Below are 17,479 nucleotides of genomic sequence, written 5' to 3'. Positions count from 1 at the left end.
CAGGTAACTACCAGGCGATAATCGGCCCCTCCCCTCACTTTAGGTATATTTGTGATATTACTCGCATAAATAGCCAAACGGCGTATCTGAAACCGGTTTCTTTTTTATACTGTGGCCCACCCGCTATTTGAGGAAAGCCCCATGAGTGAAGAGAAGCTTAAGATGATCGCCGGAGAGTTGTATCAACCCGGAGATGCTACGCTACGAGCGGACCGCCTGCATGCCAGGCAGGAGCTGCATCGCTACAACCATTCGGCGCCGGACGAACGTGAGCTACGCAAAAACTGTCTGACAGCGTTATTTGGTCAGGCGGGCGATGCCTATATTGAGCCAACCTTCCGCTGTGATTATGGTTACAATATTTATCTCGGCAGTAATTTCTACGCTAATTTTGACTGCGTCATGCTCGACGTCTGCCCGATACGGATCGGCGATAACTGCATGTTGGCGCCCGGCGTACATATCTATACCGCCACTCACCCTCTGGATGCGGTCGAACGCAACAGCGGCAGGGAGTACGGCAAACCGGTAACCATCGGTAATAACGTCTGGATTGGCGGTCGCGCCGTGATTAACCCAGGCGTGAAGATTGGCGACAACGCCGTCATTGCCTCCGGGGCCGTGGTAGTAAAAGACGTTCCGCCGAATGCGGTGGTTGGCGGCAATCCCGCGCAAATCATCCGGATGCTGGCGGCGGAAAAAGAGTAACTGTTATGCTTTTCCGCAACTGATCTGTTACTTTTCCATCTGATTCCCGCAACATAAAATAGCCTTCAGGCTGGGCCTTAGTAGAATTCGGGGACAAAATGACAGAAATACAGCAACTGCTGACTAACACCATTGATGAGCTCAATGTGAAAGAGAAGCGCGACAACCGTCCGCGCTTCAGCATCAGTTTTATTCGCAATCATCCGTGGCTGTTCGTCGCGATGTACGCCGCCTTTGCTGCGACCTTCGTCGTCATGTTCACCTCAGAGACGCTGGTGGATTCCGTGTGGCTGCTGGTGGTGCTGTTTGTCCTGCTGAACGGCTTCTTTTTCTTTGACGTCTATCCGCGCTACCGCTACGAAGATATCGACGTCCTGGACTTTCGCGTCTGCTACAACGGAGAATGGTACAACACCCGCTTCGTACCGCCTCAGCTGATCGAGCGGATCCTGCAGTCGCCGCGCGTAGCGGGCGAGCAGAAAACGCAGCTGCAAAAAATGATTGCTACCAAAGGGGAGCTGTCGTTCTACGATGTCTTCAGCCTGACCCGCGTCGGTACTGCCGGATAAGGCGATTTAACGTCCGCAGCGCAGGGCCAAAATGCGAAGCGGACGTATTGCCATACCCCAGCACCAGCCCGCTTCGCGCGCGCTGCGCATCCAGATAGAAGCGGCTTAATGCCGCAGGGGCCTGCTGAAACCGGCGGGCCTGCTCAACCACCGCCTCATCATCAATACCCTCAATGGCGACCGTCAGATGCAGCCCGCCCTCGCCGCCGAGGATGTCACAAGGCTGCGTCAGCTCCCTGGCCAAGGCTTCGCGCAGCTGCAGCCGGCGCTTTCGATACAAACGGCGCATTGCGGCCAGATGACGGGCATAGTGACCCTCTTCGATGAATAGCGCCAGCGCCCGCTGTTCAGCGCGATGGCCGCCCCGCAGCAGCGCGCCAACCACGCCCTGGGCCGCAGCAGCCAGCGCCGGCGGCATGACGACAAAGCCAATGCGCAGCGCCGGGAACAGCGTTTTGCTGAACGTCCCGAGATAGACTACCGGCGCGTTTTTTATCATCCCCAGCATCGCCGGGATCGGCTCACCGCTGTAGCGAAACTCGCTATCGTAATCATCTTCCACGATCCAGGCATTATGCTGGCGCGCATACTCCAGCAGCGCCAGACGTCGCCCGGCGCTCATCACCGCTCCGCACGGATACTGGTGCGAAGGCGAAGTGAAAATCAGCCTCGGCGTTTCGCCCTCATCCACCTCCGGACGCATTCCTTCGCTATCGACCGCCATCCCCTTCACCCGCAGCCCGGCCTTGAGAAACACGCTTTTTGCGCCTAAATATCCCGGCTCCTCCACCCAGGCGGTATCGCCGGCAACGCTCAGCAGGTGAGTACACAAATTCACGCCCTCAAGCGCGCCTTCGGTAATGACAATCTGCCGGGCATCGCAGCGAATCCCGCGCGACAGGGCCAGATGGCGAACGATAGCCTGCCGCAGCGCCAGCTCCCCGGCCGCATCGCCATAGCCCAACAGCGTACTGCCCTCCTCGCGCAGGACGCGATCGAGCAGACGTCGCCAGATGGAGAGAGGGAAGTAGTTAATCGCCGGCGTGCCGGGAGTAAAGGCCAGCGCCGGAGAATCGCGCCGGGTCCCCGCCGGAAGCGCCAGCAGACCTTCCGGCAGAGCAATCGCGGGTATCGCGGCTTCGCTCTCCGGCGAAGACTTGAGCGCCGCGACGTGCGTCCCCTGCCGGCTGCGTAGCAAATAGCCTTCCATCGCCAGCTGTTCCAGCGCCGCGTTAATCGTATTGCGCGAGAGATTGAGCCACGTAGCGATAGCGCGTGAACCCGGCAGACGGCTGCCTCCAGCCAGAGTCCCCTGCAAAATGGCGCCACGCAGCGCGTGATACAGCGTCCGCTGCAGCGTCTCATCTCCCCTGTCGCGCAGGGCGTGTTCAAGTAAAGTGAAAAAGGCATCGTCAGGGATATTCATTCCGGCTCCTCGTGGCACCATGAAAATATAATTCAATGGCACTTTTTATGGAACCAGCAAGACCTTAGTCTCAGCGTATCTGTCCATACAAGGAAAGCTTAATGAACCAGCACAACCACTTCGGTCAACCCGTTGGCGATGCCCTGCCCGACTGGCAGCCACGCCCCTATCCGCAGCGGCAAACCCTGCAAGGGCGCCTGTGTTATCTGGAGCCGTTGGCCGGGAAACACGCGGAGGCGTTGTTCGCTGCCCATCAGCTGGCGCCGGATACGCGCAGCTGGACCTGGCTGCTGCGCGAGCCTGATAGCAGCGTCGAAGAGTTTAGCGCATGGGTAGCTGGCCTGACCGGGCTTAGCGACCCAATTCATTTTGCGGTGATCGATCGCCAGGCCCGGCAGCCGGTCGGCTCACTGGCGCTGATGAGAATTGATGCAAACAACGGCGTTGTCGAAGTGGGGCACGTGCATTTTTCGCCGCTGCTTAGCCGAACGGCAATGGCCACCGAAGCGCACTGGCTGCTGATGCGCTACGTGTTTGGTACCCTCGGCTATCGCCGCTACGAATGGAAATGCAACAGTCTGAACGAACCTTCGCGTCGGGCGGCGCAGCGGCTAGGTTTTCATTATGAGGGGCGCTTTCGCCAGGCGCTGGTGATAAAGGGCCACAACCGGGATACCGACTGGTTTTCCATTATCGATGCCGAGTGGCCGCAGATTGATAGCGCCATGCAGAAATGGCTGGCCAGCGACAATTTCAGCGCCGATGGCCAGCAGATCCGTACGCTGGAGAGCCTTCGCTCCGAGGTACGCTAGCGTCTTTTTTTGCGCCCCTGCACGGCCTTAAAGCGGGGGTTGCTTTTGCAGATGACGTACAGCCGACCTTTGCGTTTGACTATCTGGCAATCCGGATGGCGCTGTTTAGCGCTGCGTAATGAATTAAGCACCTGCATTATTCGCTCCTTTTCGCATCAATAAAGCTGCCGAAACGCTTGCGGAAACGGGCGGTGCTCCCCTCATTGGAGAAGGTTTTCTGCTTACCGGTGTAATACGGATGCGATTTGGAGGAAACCTCAATCGCCACGTAGGGATAGGTCACCCCTTCCAGATCAATCTCGCGCTCGGTTTTTATCGTCGAACCCACTTTAAAATATTCATTAGCGCTGGTGTCGTGAAACACAACGGTGCGGTAATGAGGATGAATATTAGCTTTCATGATAACCCCATAGGATATGTTATAACATAACAATAAGGTTACGCCGCTAAAGAACAAAGATCAACCATGAACAGAAAAGGGATTTAGGCGGCGGGCTGCAGCGCCCGTCCGCCGGCTATCAGGGATTCAGCTGATGGGCAAGCGCGCGCAGCTGCTCGGCGATGGCCTGCAGGTCCTTCCCCTGCTCTATTTTGGGCCCGGTAGAGTGACGCACAACCAGCCGCGCCGGGAGGATGGAAGAGGTGTGCAGCTTTTCGCTATCGCCGCTGTCCAGAATGCGGCGCACGGCCTCTTTTCCCTGTAAATCGAGATCCAATGAAACCGTCGTCAGCGCCGGATAGAAGAAGGAGCTTTCATAGGTATCGTCATAGCCAATGACCGACTTCTCACCGGGAATCGGCACCTGATGCTGATGGAAAGCGCTCAATACTCCCAACGCCATCTGGTCGTTGCCGACCAGCACCGCGCTAAATTTCGGCGTCTCGCGCAGCATCTGTAAAGCCCCGGCGTAGCCGCTTTGCGCATCCCAGTTGCCGCGGATCACCGTTACCGGCTGCAGACCATAGCCCTCCAGGGTTTCAAGCCAGCTTTTCAGCCGCAGTTTGGCCGATACGGAGCTTTCCGGGCCGGCCAGCAGCGCAATCTCACGGTGGCCCATCTCATAGAGATACTTCACGCTCGCCCGGGTGCCGTCGGCCGGGTTAAACGAAACGTTAAACACGGAGCTATAGGGGTCGACATCTAAAAACAAACACACGATATCGTCATTGTCAGCGGCGATTTTCTGCGCCTGTTCGGTCTCCAGAGGGACGTTAATAATCACCTTGTTTACCAGCTGAGACTTCAGATCGTTGATCGAATCCTGGATACTTTGGTTGACGCTCTCATCAATCATTGAGATGAGCACCTGATATCCTTCAACATTAGCGTAGCGTTTTACCGCCGCCGCCACCTGCGAAGGCGCATGTAGCGCGAGCGAAATCGTCACCAGACCCACGGTCCGACTTTGCTTACCCACCAGCTGCTGAGCAAGGCGATTTGGCACATAGCGCAGCAGCTCAATGGATTTCTCCACCTTATGGCGCGTGGCTTCGGATACATTGGCAGATTTATTCAGTACCCTGGACACCGTCTGATAAGAGACTCCCGCATGGCGGGCGACATCTTCTAAGGTTGCACTTTTAGACTTCATGGTCCGGTTCCTTATGTTGTTATCCCTGGATTGTAACAGGGGCTATTTGAAAAAACGCTCCCCGCAACGTTTCCTGGCGAAAAATCACTTATAAAAGTATTACGCTCACAATACATCAAATTGTGAATGGACTCACCGACCGTAACAAAATACGCGGTTTTATTTGCAGTTAGTCACACTATCGCGATCATTGATTTGCCTGAACTTACGTTTAGGCATTTTATGACATCGTTAATGTGAACGTAATACAAAACAATAAGAGGATAGACATGAACACTACGCTGCGCACCGTCTCTGCTGCGTTAACCGCCGCGCTAATTTCACCTTCCGTAATGGCGGCCTCCGCTACGGTTCCGGGTATCGATTTTCATGGTTACATGCGCGCCGGAGTTGGGGTCTCCGGTGATGGAAGTCTCGCCGAATGGCAAAAAAATAAAATCGGCCGCCTGGGTAACGAATCCGATACCTACGGCGAGCTGGAGCTCGGCTCGGAAGTCTATAAAAAGGACGACGTCAGCTTCTACCTTGATAGCATGGTCAGCATGGTGTCAGACGGTTCCAACGACAGCGAAACCACGCTTAACGATGATGCGCAGTTTGGCCTGCGTCAGCTAAATCTGCAGATTAAAGGTCTGGTCCCGGGCGACCCGAACGCGGTGATATGGGGCGGTAAACGCTATTACCAGCGCCACGATCTGCACATCATTGATACCAAATACTGGAATATTTCCGGCTCCGGCGCCGGACTCGAAAACTACACCCTGGGCCCAGGCGCGGTCTCATTTGCGTGGATCCGCGGCGACGCTAACGACGTCGACTACCGCGTCGATGGCGACAGCAACGTCAATATTAACTACCTCGATCTGCGCTACGCCGGCTGGAAGCCGTGGTCCGGCTCGTGGACCGAATTCGGTATCGACTATGCCATGCCGAACACCACCAAGAAGCAGGACAGCTACGGCGGCCTGTACGATGCTGAAAATGGCGTCATGCTGACCGGTGAGATAAGCCAGGATATGCTGGGCGGTTATAACAAACTGGTGCTGCAGTACGCCAATAAAGGGCTGGCGCAAAATATGGTCTCCCAGGGCGGCGGCTGGTACGACATGTGGAACTACGTCAACGACGCTACCGGCTATCGCGTCATCAATACCGGCCTGATCCCGATTACCGAGAAGTTCTCCATTAACCACGTTCTGACCTGGGGCTCCGCCGACGACATTACCGACTACACCAATAAAACGCGGCTGCTTTCCCTCGTCGCCCGCGGACAGTATCAGTTTACTGAATACGTACGGCTGATCGGCGAGGTGGGCGGCTTCTACCAGAAAGATAGCTATAAGAACAATACCGATTACAAGCAGGCGGGTGAGAAATACACCATTGCGCTAGGCCTTGCCGACGGTCCTGACTTTATGTCGCGCCCGGAGCTGCGTATTTTTGCCTCCTACCTGAATGATTCAGAGCACGGTAAGCCGTTTGAAGATCAGACTGCCAGCAATACGTGGAACTTCGGTGTCCAGGTCGAAGCCTGGTGGTAATAAATATCGCGTAATATCGTTTTATCTCCAGCTGTAAGGTTGTTAATTACCCTCCGGTAATGATTATTGCCATTGCTATTTTTATATCCTGAATACTTCGGGTTGCGGCACGGCGGCAGGCGCAAGAGAGTTTTAAATAGCGAATGCAGCCACTCACCTACGGCCTGAAATATGATGCGTATATTAGGGATAACTCACTATTGAGCTATCCCTTTTTTATTTACCGACGGGTGGTGAAATGGCCGTCTAATAATTGACGCAGGGTATCCGACTGCTTACCAAAAATAGCATGTACCTGCTGCCCAAGAATAATAACGCCTAACGCTCCAAGCTGCTGTAAAGCCTGAGAGTCAACGACCGCCAGATTATTTACCGTGACCCGTAAGCGGGTAATACAGGCGTCAACGTTAACAATATTCTCCTCACCGCCAAAGGCGGAAATGAGGGACTGAACCTGCTGCTTTTCCATATCGCTCAGAGGAACCGTCGGACGGGGCTGGGAGAAATAGTGCAGGAAGGATTTTAAACTCACCATAATACGCTCCTGATAATAACCAGATAAAAAAAAGCCTGCTCACGGGAGCAGGCATGGGCAGAGAGGAATCAGGCTTTACGGCTGAGGATACGGCAATCCCAGGCGCTTAGGCTGAGCGGAGCGTCAGCCGCGGCGCCAGAGAGGCAGTCCCGGTAGCCCTGCGGGAGCGTCACGCTATGCTGTTGGGCGCTGTAGTTTTGCAGGAAAACGAACGTCGTTTCGCCGTCGGTACGCGCCGTTGCCACCACGCCCGGCGGGAAATCAGCGTCTACGGCCCGCGGCAGCGCCAGCTCTTTGCCGATCGAGGCGAAGAAATCGCGCTGGAAGGCCAGGTCGTTGCGCGATGCCACGTGCCAGGCCTTGCCTTTCCCAAAGCGGTTAACGGTCACCGCCGGCCGCCCGGCGTAGAAATCATCGCGATAGGTCGCCAGCGGCTGCGCGCCTTCAGCATGAATCAGTTCACACAGATGACGCACCTGATAAGGCCCCTGCAGCCCGCTCTCATTGCCCGCCAGCCCCTGAATCAGATTACGCTCGCCGTCATTCAGGCAATCAATCTCCTCCGCCCAAATTCCCAGCAGGTTGCGCAGCGGGCCGGGGAAGCCGCCGAGGTGGCAAAGATCGCTCTCGTTGACAATCCCGGTCCAGTAGGTAGTCACCAGCTGACCGCCGCCGGCAACGAACGCTTCGGCACGCCCGGCAAAGCCGTCGCGAACCATGTAGAGCATCGGCGCAATCACCAGTTGATAAGGGCTTAAATCGACGTCGGCATCAATGATATCCACGGCAATGCCCTGCTCCCAGAACGGCCGGTAGTGCTCGTTAACGGTATTTTCATACTCCATACCCATATTGCGCGGCCCCTGCGCATCGTCCAGCGCCCAGCGGTTTTGCTGATCGAAGATAATCGCGACTTTGGCATCGATGCGGCAGCCCGCCACGTCCGGCAGTTGACTCAGCATCTCACCAAGCCGGGTCACTTCCCGGCCGACGCGGGTTTCGAGGTGGCCGACGTGATCGATAATCGCTCCGTGGAATTTCTCCACCGAACCTCGGCTCTTGCGCCACTGGAAGTACTGCACCGAATCCGCGCCGTGGGCCACCGCCTGCAGGGAGGAGAGAATATGCATGCCCGGCTTTTTCAGCTTGCTGGTCGGCTGCCAGTTGGTTGCGCTCGGCGTCGATTCCATCAGCACAAACGGTTTGCCGCCCTTCAGGCTGCGCATCATGTCGTGATACATCGCGGTGTAGCAGGCCAGCGTCGTCTCATCTTTGTCGCGATGCCACATCGGATAGCTATCCCAGGAGATGAAATCGAGGTTTTTTGCCAGCTGCCAGTAGTCGTAATCGTAGAAATACTCCATAAAGTTAGTGGTCACTGGCAGGTCGGCATTTGCCGCTTTCAGCGGGGCAATTTCATGGCGACAAAAATCGCTAACCTGAGCGGTGTTAAACCGATGCCAGTCGAGATTGAGACCGTGGATGGACACCTCCCCTTGCGGAGCCGGAGAGGCAATCTGCGACCAGTCGCTATAGGTGTGGCTCCAGAAGGTGCTCCACCAGGCATGGTTCAGATTATCCAGAGTTTCATAACGCGCCTTCAGCCAGTCGCGGAACCGCTCCTGGCAGATGTCGCAGTGGCACTCCCCGCCATATTCGTTGGATATATGCCAGCCCAGTACCGCCGGATGCTGTGAATAGCGCTCTGCCAGCAGGCTGTTTATTTTGAACGTTTTTTCCCGATATACCGGCGAGCTCATGCAGTGATTGTGCCGCCCGCCGTGCAGCGCCGGCACGCGATCGCGCCCCACGCGCAGCACCTGCGGATAGGCCTGCGACATCCAGGCCGGCCGCGCCCCGCTCGGAGTGGCAAGAAACACGTGAATACCGGCGGCGTAGAGTTTATCCAGAATGTTATCCAGCCAGCCAAACTCAAATACGCCTTCCCGAGGTTCAAGTTTGGCCCAGCTGAAAATACCCACCGACATCACATTGCAGTTTGCCTGCTGCATCATGGCAATATCCTGGTCAATAATATCGGGATAATTTTCCCACTGTTCCGGGTTGTAGTCCGCACCATGCAATAGCGCATTAACCTTCGGACTCAAAGGCGCAAATTTTTTCATAATAAACATCCTGAAGTTTAACATTCATATATTCCCTGAATAATTTGAGCATCAAAAGGCGGACAATTAAGACCATGCCGGGAAGCCAAATTCCGCCAGCGCGTCCGAAGCTCAACACCTCTCAGGGATATTAATTAAAGACTTTCACCGACGGTAATACTTTGCCCTGGCAATCAAACAGCGCCTGGTTTTCCCGGGCGTTCCCCTGCTTCCACTCATCATGGATATATTTCATTCCCGCCGGCGTGGCCCAGGTATTTCCCGGTACGGCAATCCACGTCGGCTCCCAATAAAATATGCCCTTGCCGCGATGCCCGGGAACATCAGCGACGGCCTGCATTAAATCGTGAACATAATTATATTGTCCCTGCATCGTTGCCGGATAACCGCCGTCTTTTTCCTCTTTAGCCTGGAAACTATTTTCGGCATTATCGCAATTATCCAGCGTGTAGGCGTAAGCGGCCTCCACCACGATAACGTCTTTGTTATAGCGCCTGCTGATATCGTCCATATTGGCTTTCAGCGCGCTAATCGGGCCATTCCAGTAGGTGTACATCGACAGGCCAATGATGTCGTACGGCACGTTGCGTTTGCTGATTTCATCGAACCACCAGCGGAAGGTATCATTTTTGGTGCCTTCAGCCAGATGGAGCATGATTTTGACCGGCTCGCCGCCCTTCAGGTTCTCCTTCAGGCCGTCGATGGCGGCGTTCAGCAGGCCGGCCAGTCGGTCAAACTCACCGCCGCCCTGCCCCCAGCTTTTGCCTTCCGGCCACAGCATGCCGCCGTTAATTTCATTACCAATCTGCACCATATCCGGCAGCACGCCCTCCTGCTTAAAGCGGGCGATGGTATCGCGGGTATAGTCGTGGATAGCCGTTTTCAGCTGCGGATAATCCATCTTTTCCCAGGCTTTTGGCTTGAACTGCTTCCCCGGGTCGGTCCAGAAATCGCTGTAATGGAAGTCGAGCAGCAGCTTCATACCCTGCGCTTTTGCCCGCTTCGCCAGCGCCAGCGTTGCCGCCAGATCGTTATCACCGCCGCCGTAGCCCTGCCCCTGCGCATCTTTAGGATCGACCCACAGGCGCAGGCGCACGTAGTTAACGCCGTCGGCTTTGAGGATCGCGATGGGGTCCTGCAGCAGGTTGCTGTGGTTATAAAACTTTGCGCCGTGCTTTTCGGCATCCAGCAGGGTGGAAATATCTGCGCCTTTAATAAAGTCGGCGGGCAAATTGTTAAAGGACCGAGTTTGCAGCGTATCCGCGGCATGCAAACTGGCGGAAAAACTGCATGCCAGACAAACAGCAAGCAGCGCGGGCGTTAATCTTTTCATGGGGTTATCCTTTTGTACTGCCAGAGGTCAGGCCGGAAACAAAGTATTTTTGTAATGCCAGATAGAGAATCGCTACCGGTACCGCAATCAGCACCGCGCCCGCCGCATAGGTGGTGTAGCTGGCGCCCATTTTCTGCGCCACCAGGTTATACAGGCCGATCGGCAGCGTGTATTTGTCCGGCGTGCGCAGGATGGTGCTCGATAAAATAAAGTCCCCCAGCGGGCCGGTGAACGAAAACAGCGCGACCACCGCCAGAATCGGCTTTGACAGCGGCATGATGATTTCGAAAAAGATCCGCAGGCTGCTGGCGCCGTCCATTCGTGCGGACTCGTCCAGATCTTTGGGGATCGCGTCGAGGTAGCCCTTCATCAGCCAGGTGTTCATCGGGATCATGCCGCCAACGTAGATCAGCACCAGCGCCAGATGGCTGTTGATCAGGCCCAGCAGCTGCGAGAGAACAAAGATCGCAATCAGCGCCGAAAACTGCGGGATCATCTGCAGCAGCAGGAACAGCATCAGCCCGTTCTGACGCCCTTTAAAACGGAAGCGGGAGAAGGCGTAGGCGGTGAAGCTGACGCTGATTAGGGTCAGCGCCATAGTCATGAAACTGATCTTCATCGAGTTCCAGTACCAGGTCAGATAGTTCACGTTACCGTTGAACAGATCGGCGTAGTGCTGGAACGACAGGTTCTCCGGAATAATCGAGGTGCTGAGCAGGCTGTTGCCAGCGTTCAGCGACGCCCCTACCGTCCAGACCAGCGGATAGATGATGATCGCCGACACCGCGGCGATAACCAGCCAGGTGAGCGACAGGCGAATCCACTTTTCGCGTTTAATACTGGGTGATTTAGCCATGTTGCTTCCCTTACGCCATCTCGTCATTTTTAAAGGATTTAGTGGCGCGGAACTGCCACAGCGCCAGGCCGACGACAAAAATCGACAGCAGGATGGTAATGGTCGCCGCAATGGCATATTGCGAAGACGACATCGTCAGCTTGTAGATCCACGACACCAGGATATCCGTCCCGCCGGCGTTCGAGCCCGCCACCGCAGGCCCGCCGTTGTTGAACAGGTAGATAATGTTGAAGTTGTTAAAGTTGAAGGTGTACTGGGTGATGATGATCGGCGCAATCGAGTACAGCACCAGCGGCAGCGTAATCGTCCGCAGCCGGGTCCAGGCGCTGGCGCCATCCATCGTCGCCGCCTCATACAGATCGTCGGGGATCGCCTGCAGCACGCCGGTAGTCATAGCGAAAACGAACGGAAAGCCCAGCCAGGTCTGCATCATAATCAGCGCGGTTTTAGTCCAGAACGGATCGGTCAGCCACGCCTTCGGGCTGATGCCAAAGAAGGAGAGGATCGCGTTGTTAATCACGCCGAACGAGTCGTTAAACATTCCCGCAAACACCAGAATGGTGACGAAACCCGGCACCGCCCACGGCAGGATGAAAATGGTGCGGATCATCGGCTTAAAGCGCAGGTCTTTCTGGTTCACGAGGATTGCCAGCAGAACGCCAACGGTACACTGCAGCGTGGTCGCCAGCAGGGTCCAGACCACCGTCCACTGCAGGACGTCAAAGAACGTCGAGCGCCAGATAGACAGGGTAAAGATATTAATAAAGTTCTTTAACCCCACCCAGTCCACCAGCTTCGCCGGCGGCGTGTGGTAGAGGTTGTAGTTGGTAAACGCAATCGCGAAACCAAACAAAATCGGGAAGATCACGACAAACACCAGCAGAATAAAGCCGGGAGTAATCATCAGATACGGGAAGCCGTCTTTGAGCAGCATCTGGTACTGCTTGCGAACGCTGTTTAGCGCCACGCCCTCATCGCGCTTTTTGCCGTTAACCCAGGCATCGCGCAGCGAGAGAGAGTAGACCAGCACGCCAAAAGCGACGATCAGTACGCTGATTATCCCTTCCGCCAGCAGGAAAATAGAGTTATCTCTCGGTACCTCTTCGCCCAGGGTGTACAGCCCCCACAGACCTTGATGCAGGAAGTCGTAAAAAACGCTCATAAAACTGCTCAGCAGCACGAGGAAAACCAGCCCCTTCAGCCACTGACGATGATAAAACTGGCCAAAACCCGGCACCACAGCCAGCAGCAGGCCGCACCACGCATGGCGTCCCGCGCCGCGCGCTGCGGCAATATTTTCGCTGGGATTGATAATCACACACGACTCCTTCTGAAAACGGGAGGTTCCCCGCCCGTTCTGTTACAGCGATGTCCTGAATCATTCGCGCTGCAGCACAGCGCGAATCCACGTCGCCAGCCTACGTGTCGCCTGCAGAGTGGCGAACATCGCAATTACTGGTTGCTGGCCTGCATCGCTTCAATTTGCATTTTGATCTGTTTTTCCGCGTTATCGAGCGCCGCCTGCGGCGCCTGCTTACCGGTCAGACTCAGCTCCAGCGCGGCGTTAGCCGGCCCCCAGACTTCACCCATTTCCGGGATCCCCGGCATCGCCGTGGCGCGCGCCGACTGCACCGCCACCGCGCTGGCCTTCTCATCATTTTTGATTAGCGGATCGTCAATCATCGCCTTCAGCGCCGGGATTTCACCGGTGGCGACGTAGCGGGCCTTGGCGTACTGCGGCTGGTTGATGAACTCAATAAACTGCTGCGCCAGCGCTTTGTCTTTGCTCCAGGTCGAAACCACATAGCCTTTAACGCCGAGGAAAGAGCTCATTGGCTTACCATCCGGCAGCGTCGGCAGCGGCACGACGCCGTAGTTGATCCCCGCCGCTTCGTACGGCTGGAAGGCCCACGGGCCGTTGATCACCGCCGCCGCTTTTTTCTCGGTAAACAGCGAGTCGATCGCGTTCAGGCCGTTATCGCCAAGGATCCCCGCCGGGAAGACGCTATCGCTGTAGAATTTTTTCAGAAAGGTTACCGCCTCGACGGCTCCCGGTTTATTCAAACCGACGTCCTGCGGGTTAAAGCCGCCGTTGGCGTTTTTGCCGAAGATATAGCCGCCCATCGGGCCAATAGCCCCCCAGCTATAGTAAATCTGATCAAACTTCGCCAGCAGGCCATATTTGTTCTGCGCCCGCTGCGCCTTCGAGAAGTCATACCACGCCTGCAGGCTATCCAGCGGCTTGTCGATCAGGTCTTTGTTATAGATCAGCACCAGGGTTTCTACGGCTTTCGGTACGCCGTAGAGGACATTATCGAGGCGGAAGGCGTTAATTGATGCCGGCGTAAACACCTCTTGTTTCACCTGATCCAGCTTCAGCGGCGACAGCAGCCCCTGAACCACGGCGCCGCCAAGCTGGTCGTTGGGGATCACCAGTACGTCAGGGCCGATACCCGCCGGACCATCGAGACGCAGCTTTTCCAGCTGCTGCGCGTAGGGCATTTCCTGCACGCTGACCTTAACGTTGTACTGTTTTTCAAAGTCGCTCACCGCGGCTTTGATGCCGTCGGATTTTTTGATGTCTTCCCAGACGTTCAGCTGTCCGGCGGCCTGCGCCTGCAGGCTAACCAGCTGCCCGGCGGCCAGCGTCGTGAGGATAAGTGCGGCAAGAGTATTCTTTTTCATTATCAACCTCATGTGAAGGTATAACAATTTATTGGTTTTTTTAATCATACTGACGTTAGTCGATGTTTACATCAGCCATTTTGTGGTGATTTATAACGGTAAAATCCGATTTTCATGATTTGTTATACGCTACGCTTTGGAGACGGATAAAACCATATAAAGCTGCCAGTTGTGTGATCATGATTGCAGAAATGAAACATCGGTGTAGGGCTCAAAAATACTGGAAGTTATAGTCATAGCATGATTTCAGTGCTGTTGATCATCGTTCAGACGAGTTGTTACACGTAATACAAAAACCCGCTGCAACCCTAATCCCAACGGCAAATAACGACTACTAACCCCGGGGAACGTTGATGTCCAATATACGACTGAGGAATGTCACCAAACGGTTTGGCAGTACCGTGACGCTGCATCAGGTCAATCTTGATATTGAAGATGGTGAATTTGCGGTTTTCGTTGGGCCTTCCGGCTGCGGGAAATCAACCTTGCTGCGGATGATTGCCGGTCTTGAAGAGGTCAGCGATGGTGAGGTGCTGATTGGCGATGAGGTGATGAATGATGTTGTTCCCGCCCATCGCGGCGTGGCGATGGTATTCCAGTCCTATGCGCTCTATCCGCATATGACGGTAGCGGAAAACATGGGCTACGGCCTGAAGGTCAATAAGGTGCCGAAAGACGAGATTCGTCGTCAGGTTGAAATGGTGGCGAAAACCCTGCAGCTCTCGCATCTGCTGGACCGCAAACCCAAACAGCTCTCCGGCGGCCAGCGCCAGCGCGTGGCGATCGGTCGCGCCATCGTGCGCAATCCGCGGGTGTTCATGTTCGATGAACCGCTCTCTAACCTCGACGCCGAGCTGCGCGTCGAGATGCGTCTGCATATCGCCAAACTGCACCATGAGCTCAAAACTACGATGGTGTATGTCACCCACGATCAGGTTGAGGCCATGACTCTTGCCGATAAGATCGTAGTGATGAACTACGGCAAGGTTGAGCAGATGGGCTCGCCGATGTCGCTGTACTATAACCCGGTCAATAAATTCGTGGCCGGGTTTATCGGCTCGCCGAAGATGAACTTCCTGCCCGCGACGGTAACCGCATGGCAGCCGGGGCAGCTCAGCGTGAAGATGGCGCAGGACCATAACCTGACGCTGAATATCACCACCTCCCCGCTACGGCCCGGCGATAGCGTCACGTTAGGGATCCGTCCTGAGCATCTGTCGACCGATATTCACAGCGGAACGGTCGTCAGCTTCCAGTGCGAAGTCGTTGAACGGCTGGGGAACAACACCTATCTGTTTGGTCAGTGCTACGGTCACGATAATGTCAAAATCCTGCTCCCCGGCGACGTGCACTTTCGCCCGTGGCAGAAAATCGACGTCGCCTTCGACGACGGCTTCTGTATGGTCTTTGATGAAAATGACCTGCGCATCAGCGCCGATATTGCCGCCCCGGACGCCCACTAGACCTTCATGATGAGCAACATCTCGCTGTCACGATCGTCGATTAAGCTGTTACGGAATGCTTAACGCTAGCGCGGAAGGCATTCCAGCCCTCGTTTTTTCCGCGCGTTCAACGCTTTGAACGCTCGGATCGTCCATCTTAGCCCGATATCGGCGGCATCTTCCGGTTCGGGCATTTTTTACATCCAATAATAATTCACCTCCGCCGTAACCTTTTTACGCTATCGGGTATACTCATCGAACCCCCTCTGACATAAGGATATTCTCATGACGACCCGACATCTGGTGAGTCTGGTTACGGGGGTGCTGATTCTCGCCATTATTTTACCCACCGGGCTGAGCATCTGGCTGGCAACGAGTCAGGCAAAAACGCAGTTTTATAGCGAACTGGATAACTACTCCAAACGCGTTTTAATGCGGGTTCAGCAGGTGGCCGATCGGGCGAAAGAGGCCCTGCAGGAAGCAGAGGCCATTCCCTACGCCTCGTGCAGCCCGCAGCATTTACAGGCGATGCGGCGTATTGCTTATACCCATCGCTACGTGCAGGAAGTGCTGTGGCTGCATAATTCAGTCCCGCAGTGCTCTTCTCTTGAAGACCACAGCGCCCCGGTCAAATTTCCCGAGCCCGATAGCATCACCTCCGACGGCTATCGCGCCTGGCTGACATCCCTCAACGATCTGGGCATGCAGCGCCGGATGACGGCGCTGGGCAGCGATAATCATATGGTGATGATAGATCCCGCGTCGTTTATCGACGTCGTCCAGCTTAGTCCGGATAAGATCCACACCGTTTTATTTGGCACCCGGCGCGAACAGGCGATCGTCAGTAGCGAAAAGATCGATCCGCTAATCTGGGAGAAAATCAAAAACCAGAATGCCAAAACGCTGGCCCTCGACAATACCGTTTTCCGCATTCACCGCATACCGGAGCTGGGCCTGGGGATCGCGACCTGGTCTTCAACCCTGCCGCTGCAGGAGCGATGGCGGCATCTGCTGCTGCTGTGGGTGCCCATCGGCCTGTTCACCAGCCTGCTGGCCTCGTTTTTAATTCTGCGGCTGCTGCGTCGGCTGCGCTCGCCACGCTATGGGATGCTGGATGCCCTGAACTCCAGCGCCATCCAGGTCTACTATCAGCCGATTGTCTCGCTGCAGACGGGAAAAATCACCGGAGCTGAAGCGCTGGCGCGCTGGAGGCAGCCCGACGGCAGCTTTCTGTCGCCGGATATTTTTATCCCGCTCGCCGAGCAAACGGGGCTTATTACCCGCTTAACTGAGGATATCGTCCGAACAATATTTGCTGACCTCGGCCCCTGGCTGCGACAGCGCCCGGAGGTCCATATTTCGATTAATCTGTCAGTTGATGATTTGCGCTCGCCAAAGCTGCCGATGCTTCTGCGCGAACAGCTTGAGCACTGGAATATCGCCGCACAGCAGATCATTTTGGAAATTACCGAGCGCGGTTTCGTTGACCCGCAAACCACTCTCCCGGTGATCGCGAGCTATCGTCGGGCGGGGCACCGCATCTCCATTGATGATTTCGGTACCGGCTACTCCAGCCTGAGCTACCTGCAGCAGCTGGACGTCGATACCCTGAAAATCGATAAATCGTTCGTTGATACTCTGGAGTATAAACCGCTGACGCCGCATATCATCGAGATGGCAAAAGCGCTAAATCTGGCGACCGTCGCGGAGGGTGTGGAAACCGAACGCCAGCGCGACTGGCTGCGCGATCACGGCGTGATGTACGCCCAGGGCTGGCTATACAGCAAAGCGCTGGCGAAAGAGGAATTTATTCTGTGGGCGGAAAACAACCTCAAGGCATCCTGAGCGCCGCCC

17 protein-coding genes are annotated in these 17,479 nt (G+C 55.6%); 6 read left to right on the top strand and 11 right to left on the bottom strand.

Annotated elements, in window-relative coordinates; translation table 11 throughout:
* Nucleotides 1–141: 141 nt before the first annotated feature.
* Nucleotides 142–708, top strand: a complete 567-nt coding sequence (maa, locus tag GO007_RS00865) for a maltose O-acetyltransferase (RefSeq protein WP_095094482.1) — start codon at nucleotides 142–144, stop codon at nucleotides 706–708.
* Here the strand turns inward: maa and GO007_RS29460 are convergent.
* On the bottom strand, nucleotides 677–817 hold the full coding sequence (locus GO007_RS29460; RefSeq protein ID WP_370525524.1) for a hypothetical protein: 141 nt from the start codon (nucleotides 815–817) through the stop codon (nucleotides 677–679). The two genes, maa and GO007_RS29460, sit on opposite strands and share 32 nt — an antisense overlap.
* Between GO007_RS29460 and GO007_RS00860 the strand changes: the two genes are divergently transcribed.
* Entirely contained in the window at nucleotides 807–1,277 is a 471-nt protein-coding gene (locus GO007_RS00860; protein ID WP_095094480.1) for a YlaC family protein, read from the top strand. The two genes, GO007_RS29460 and GO007_RS00860, sit on opposite strands and share 11 nt — an antisense overlap.
* On the opposite strand, the gene pdxR is transcribed toward GO007_RS00860, so the two are convergent.
* Nucleotides 1,246–2,703, bottom strand: a complete 1,458-nt coding sequence (pdxR, locus tag GO007_RS00855) for a MocR-like pyridoxine biosynthesis transcription factor PdxR (RefSeq protein ID WP_095094478.1) — start codon at nucleotides 2,701–2,703, stop codon at nucleotides 1,246–1,248. The two genes, GO007_RS00860 and pdxR, sit on opposite strands and share 32 nt — an antisense overlap.
* Nucleotides 2,704–2,804: 101 nt before the next feature.
* On the opposite strand from pdxR, the gene GO007_RS00850 reads away from it, so the two are divergent.
* Nucleotides 2,805–3,515: a GNAT family N-acetyltransferase gene (locus tag GO007_RS00850; RefSeq protein WP_095094476.1), complete on the top strand. Its 711-nt coding sequence runs from the start codon at nucleotides 2,805–2,807 to the stop codon at nucleotides 3,513–3,515.
* Here the strand turns inward: GO007_RS00850 and ykgO are convergent.
* From ykgO to GO007_RS00835, 3 genes are all read right to left on the bottom strand, one after another.
* Entirely contained in the window at nucleotides 3,512–3,652 is a 141-nt protein-coding gene (gene ykgO / locus GO007_RS00845) for a type B 50S ribosomal protein L36 (protein WP_003859006.1), read from the bottom strand. The two genes, GO007_RS00850 and ykgO, sit on opposite strands and share 4 nt — an antisense overlap.
* Nucleotides 3,652–3,915 carry a type B 50S ribosomal protein L31 gene (locus GO007_RS00840; RefSeq protein ID WP_095094474.1) on the bottom strand — a complete coding sequence of 88 codons (264 nt, stop codon included), beginning with the start codon at nucleotides 3,913–3,915 and terminating at the stop codon, nucleotides 3,652–3,654. The genes ykgO and GO007_RS00840 overlap by 1 nt, the downstream gene beginning before the upstream one ends.
* Nucleotides 3,916–4,033: 118 nt before the next feature.
* Complete coding sequence (locus GO007_RS00835; RefSeq protein ID WP_095094472.1) at nucleotides 4,034–5,107, bottom strand: LacI family DNA-binding transcriptional regulator; 1,074 nt, start codon at nucleotides 5,105–5,107, stop codon at nucleotides 4,034–4,036.
* A gap of 269 nt (nucleotides 5,108–5,376) precedes the next feature.
* Here GO007_RS00835 and GO007_RS00830 point away from each other — a divergent pair, with 269 nt between their 5' ends.
* The gene (locus tag GO007_RS00830; protein WP_095094470.1) at nucleotides 5,377–6,648 is read left to right on the top strand and encodes a maltoporin; all 1,272 of its coding nucleotides are present in this window, start codon (nucleotides 5,377–5,379) and stop codon (nucleotides 6,646–6,648) included.
* Nucleotides 6,649–6,868: 220 nt separating this feature from the next.
* Here the strand turns inward: GO007_RS00830 and GO007_RS00825 are convergent, their stop codons facing one another.
* The 6 genes from GO007_RS00825 to GO007_RS00800 form a co-directional block, all read right to left on the bottom strand.
* Nucleotides 6,869–7,183: a glucose PTS transporter subunit EIIB gene (locus GO007_RS00825; RefSeq protein WP_095094468.1), complete on the bottom strand. Its 315-nt coding sequence runs from the start codon at nucleotides 7,181–7,183 to the stop codon at nucleotides 6,869–6,871.
* A gap of 68 nt (nucleotides 7,184–7,251) precedes the next feature.
* On the bottom strand, nucleotides 7,252–9,309 hold the full coding sequence (locus tag GO007_RS00820) for a beta-galactosidase (protein ID WP_095097927.1): 2,058 nt from the start codon (nucleotides 9,307–9,309) through the stop codon (nucleotides 7,252–7,254).
* Between the two features lie 130 nt (nucleotides 9,310–9,439).
* Nucleotides 9,440–10,642, bottom strand: coding sequence for a glycoside hydrolase family 53 protein (locus GO007_RS00815; RefSeq protein ID WP_095094466.1), 1,203 nt, complete (start codon nucleotides 10,640–10,642; stop codon nucleotides 9,440–9,442).
* A gap of 4 nt (nucleotides 10,643–10,646) precedes the next feature.
* Complete coding sequence (locus tag GO007_RS00810; protein WP_041144345.1) at nucleotides 10,647–11,498, bottom strand: sugar ABC transporter permease; 852 nt, start codon at nucleotides 11,496–11,498, stop codon at nucleotides 10,647–10,649.
* A gap of 10 nt (nucleotides 11,499–11,508) precedes the next feature.
* The gene (locus GO007_RS00805) at nucleotides 11,509–12,816 is read right to left on the bottom strand and encodes a carbohydrate ABC transporter permease (RefSeq protein ID WP_045854241.1); all 1,308 of its coding nucleotides are present in this window, start codon (nucleotides 12,814–12,816) and stop codon (nucleotides 11,509–11,511) included.
* A gap of 134 nt (nucleotides 12,817–12,950) precedes the next feature.
* Nucleotides 12,951–14,183, bottom strand: coding sequence for an extracellular solute-binding protein (locus GO007_RS00800; RefSeq protein WP_095094464.1), 1,233 nt, complete (start codon nucleotides 14,181–14,183; stop codon nucleotides 12,951–12,953).
* A gap of 353 nt (nucleotides 14,184–14,536) precedes the next feature.
* Between GO007_RS00800 and GO007_RS00795 the strand changes: the two genes are divergently transcribed.
* Nucleotides 14,537–15,646 carry an ABC transporter ATP-binding protein gene (locus tag GO007_RS00795; RefSeq protein ID WP_095094462.1) on the top strand — a complete coding sequence of 370 codons (1,110 nt, stop codon included), beginning with the start codon at nucleotides 14,537–14,539 and terminating at the stop codon, nucleotides 15,644–15,646.
* Between the two features lie 264 nt (nucleotides 15,647–15,910).
* On the top strand, nucleotides 15,911–17,470 hold the full coding sequence (locus GO007_RS00790; protein ID WP_095094460.1) for an EAL domain-containing protein: 1,560 nt from the start codon (nucleotides 15,911–15,913) through the stop codon (nucleotides 17,468–17,470).
* The last annotated feature ends 9 nt before the right edge of the window (nucleotides 17,471–17,479 follow it).

Source organism: Klebsiella sp. 10-1, assembly GCF_009758445.1.
Classification (GTDB): domain Bacteria; phylum Pseudomonadota; class Gammaproteobacteria; order Enterobacterales; family Enterobacteriaceae; genus Klebsiella; species Klebsiella scottii.
This window is presented reverse-complemented; position numbering and strand designations above follow the sequence as displayed.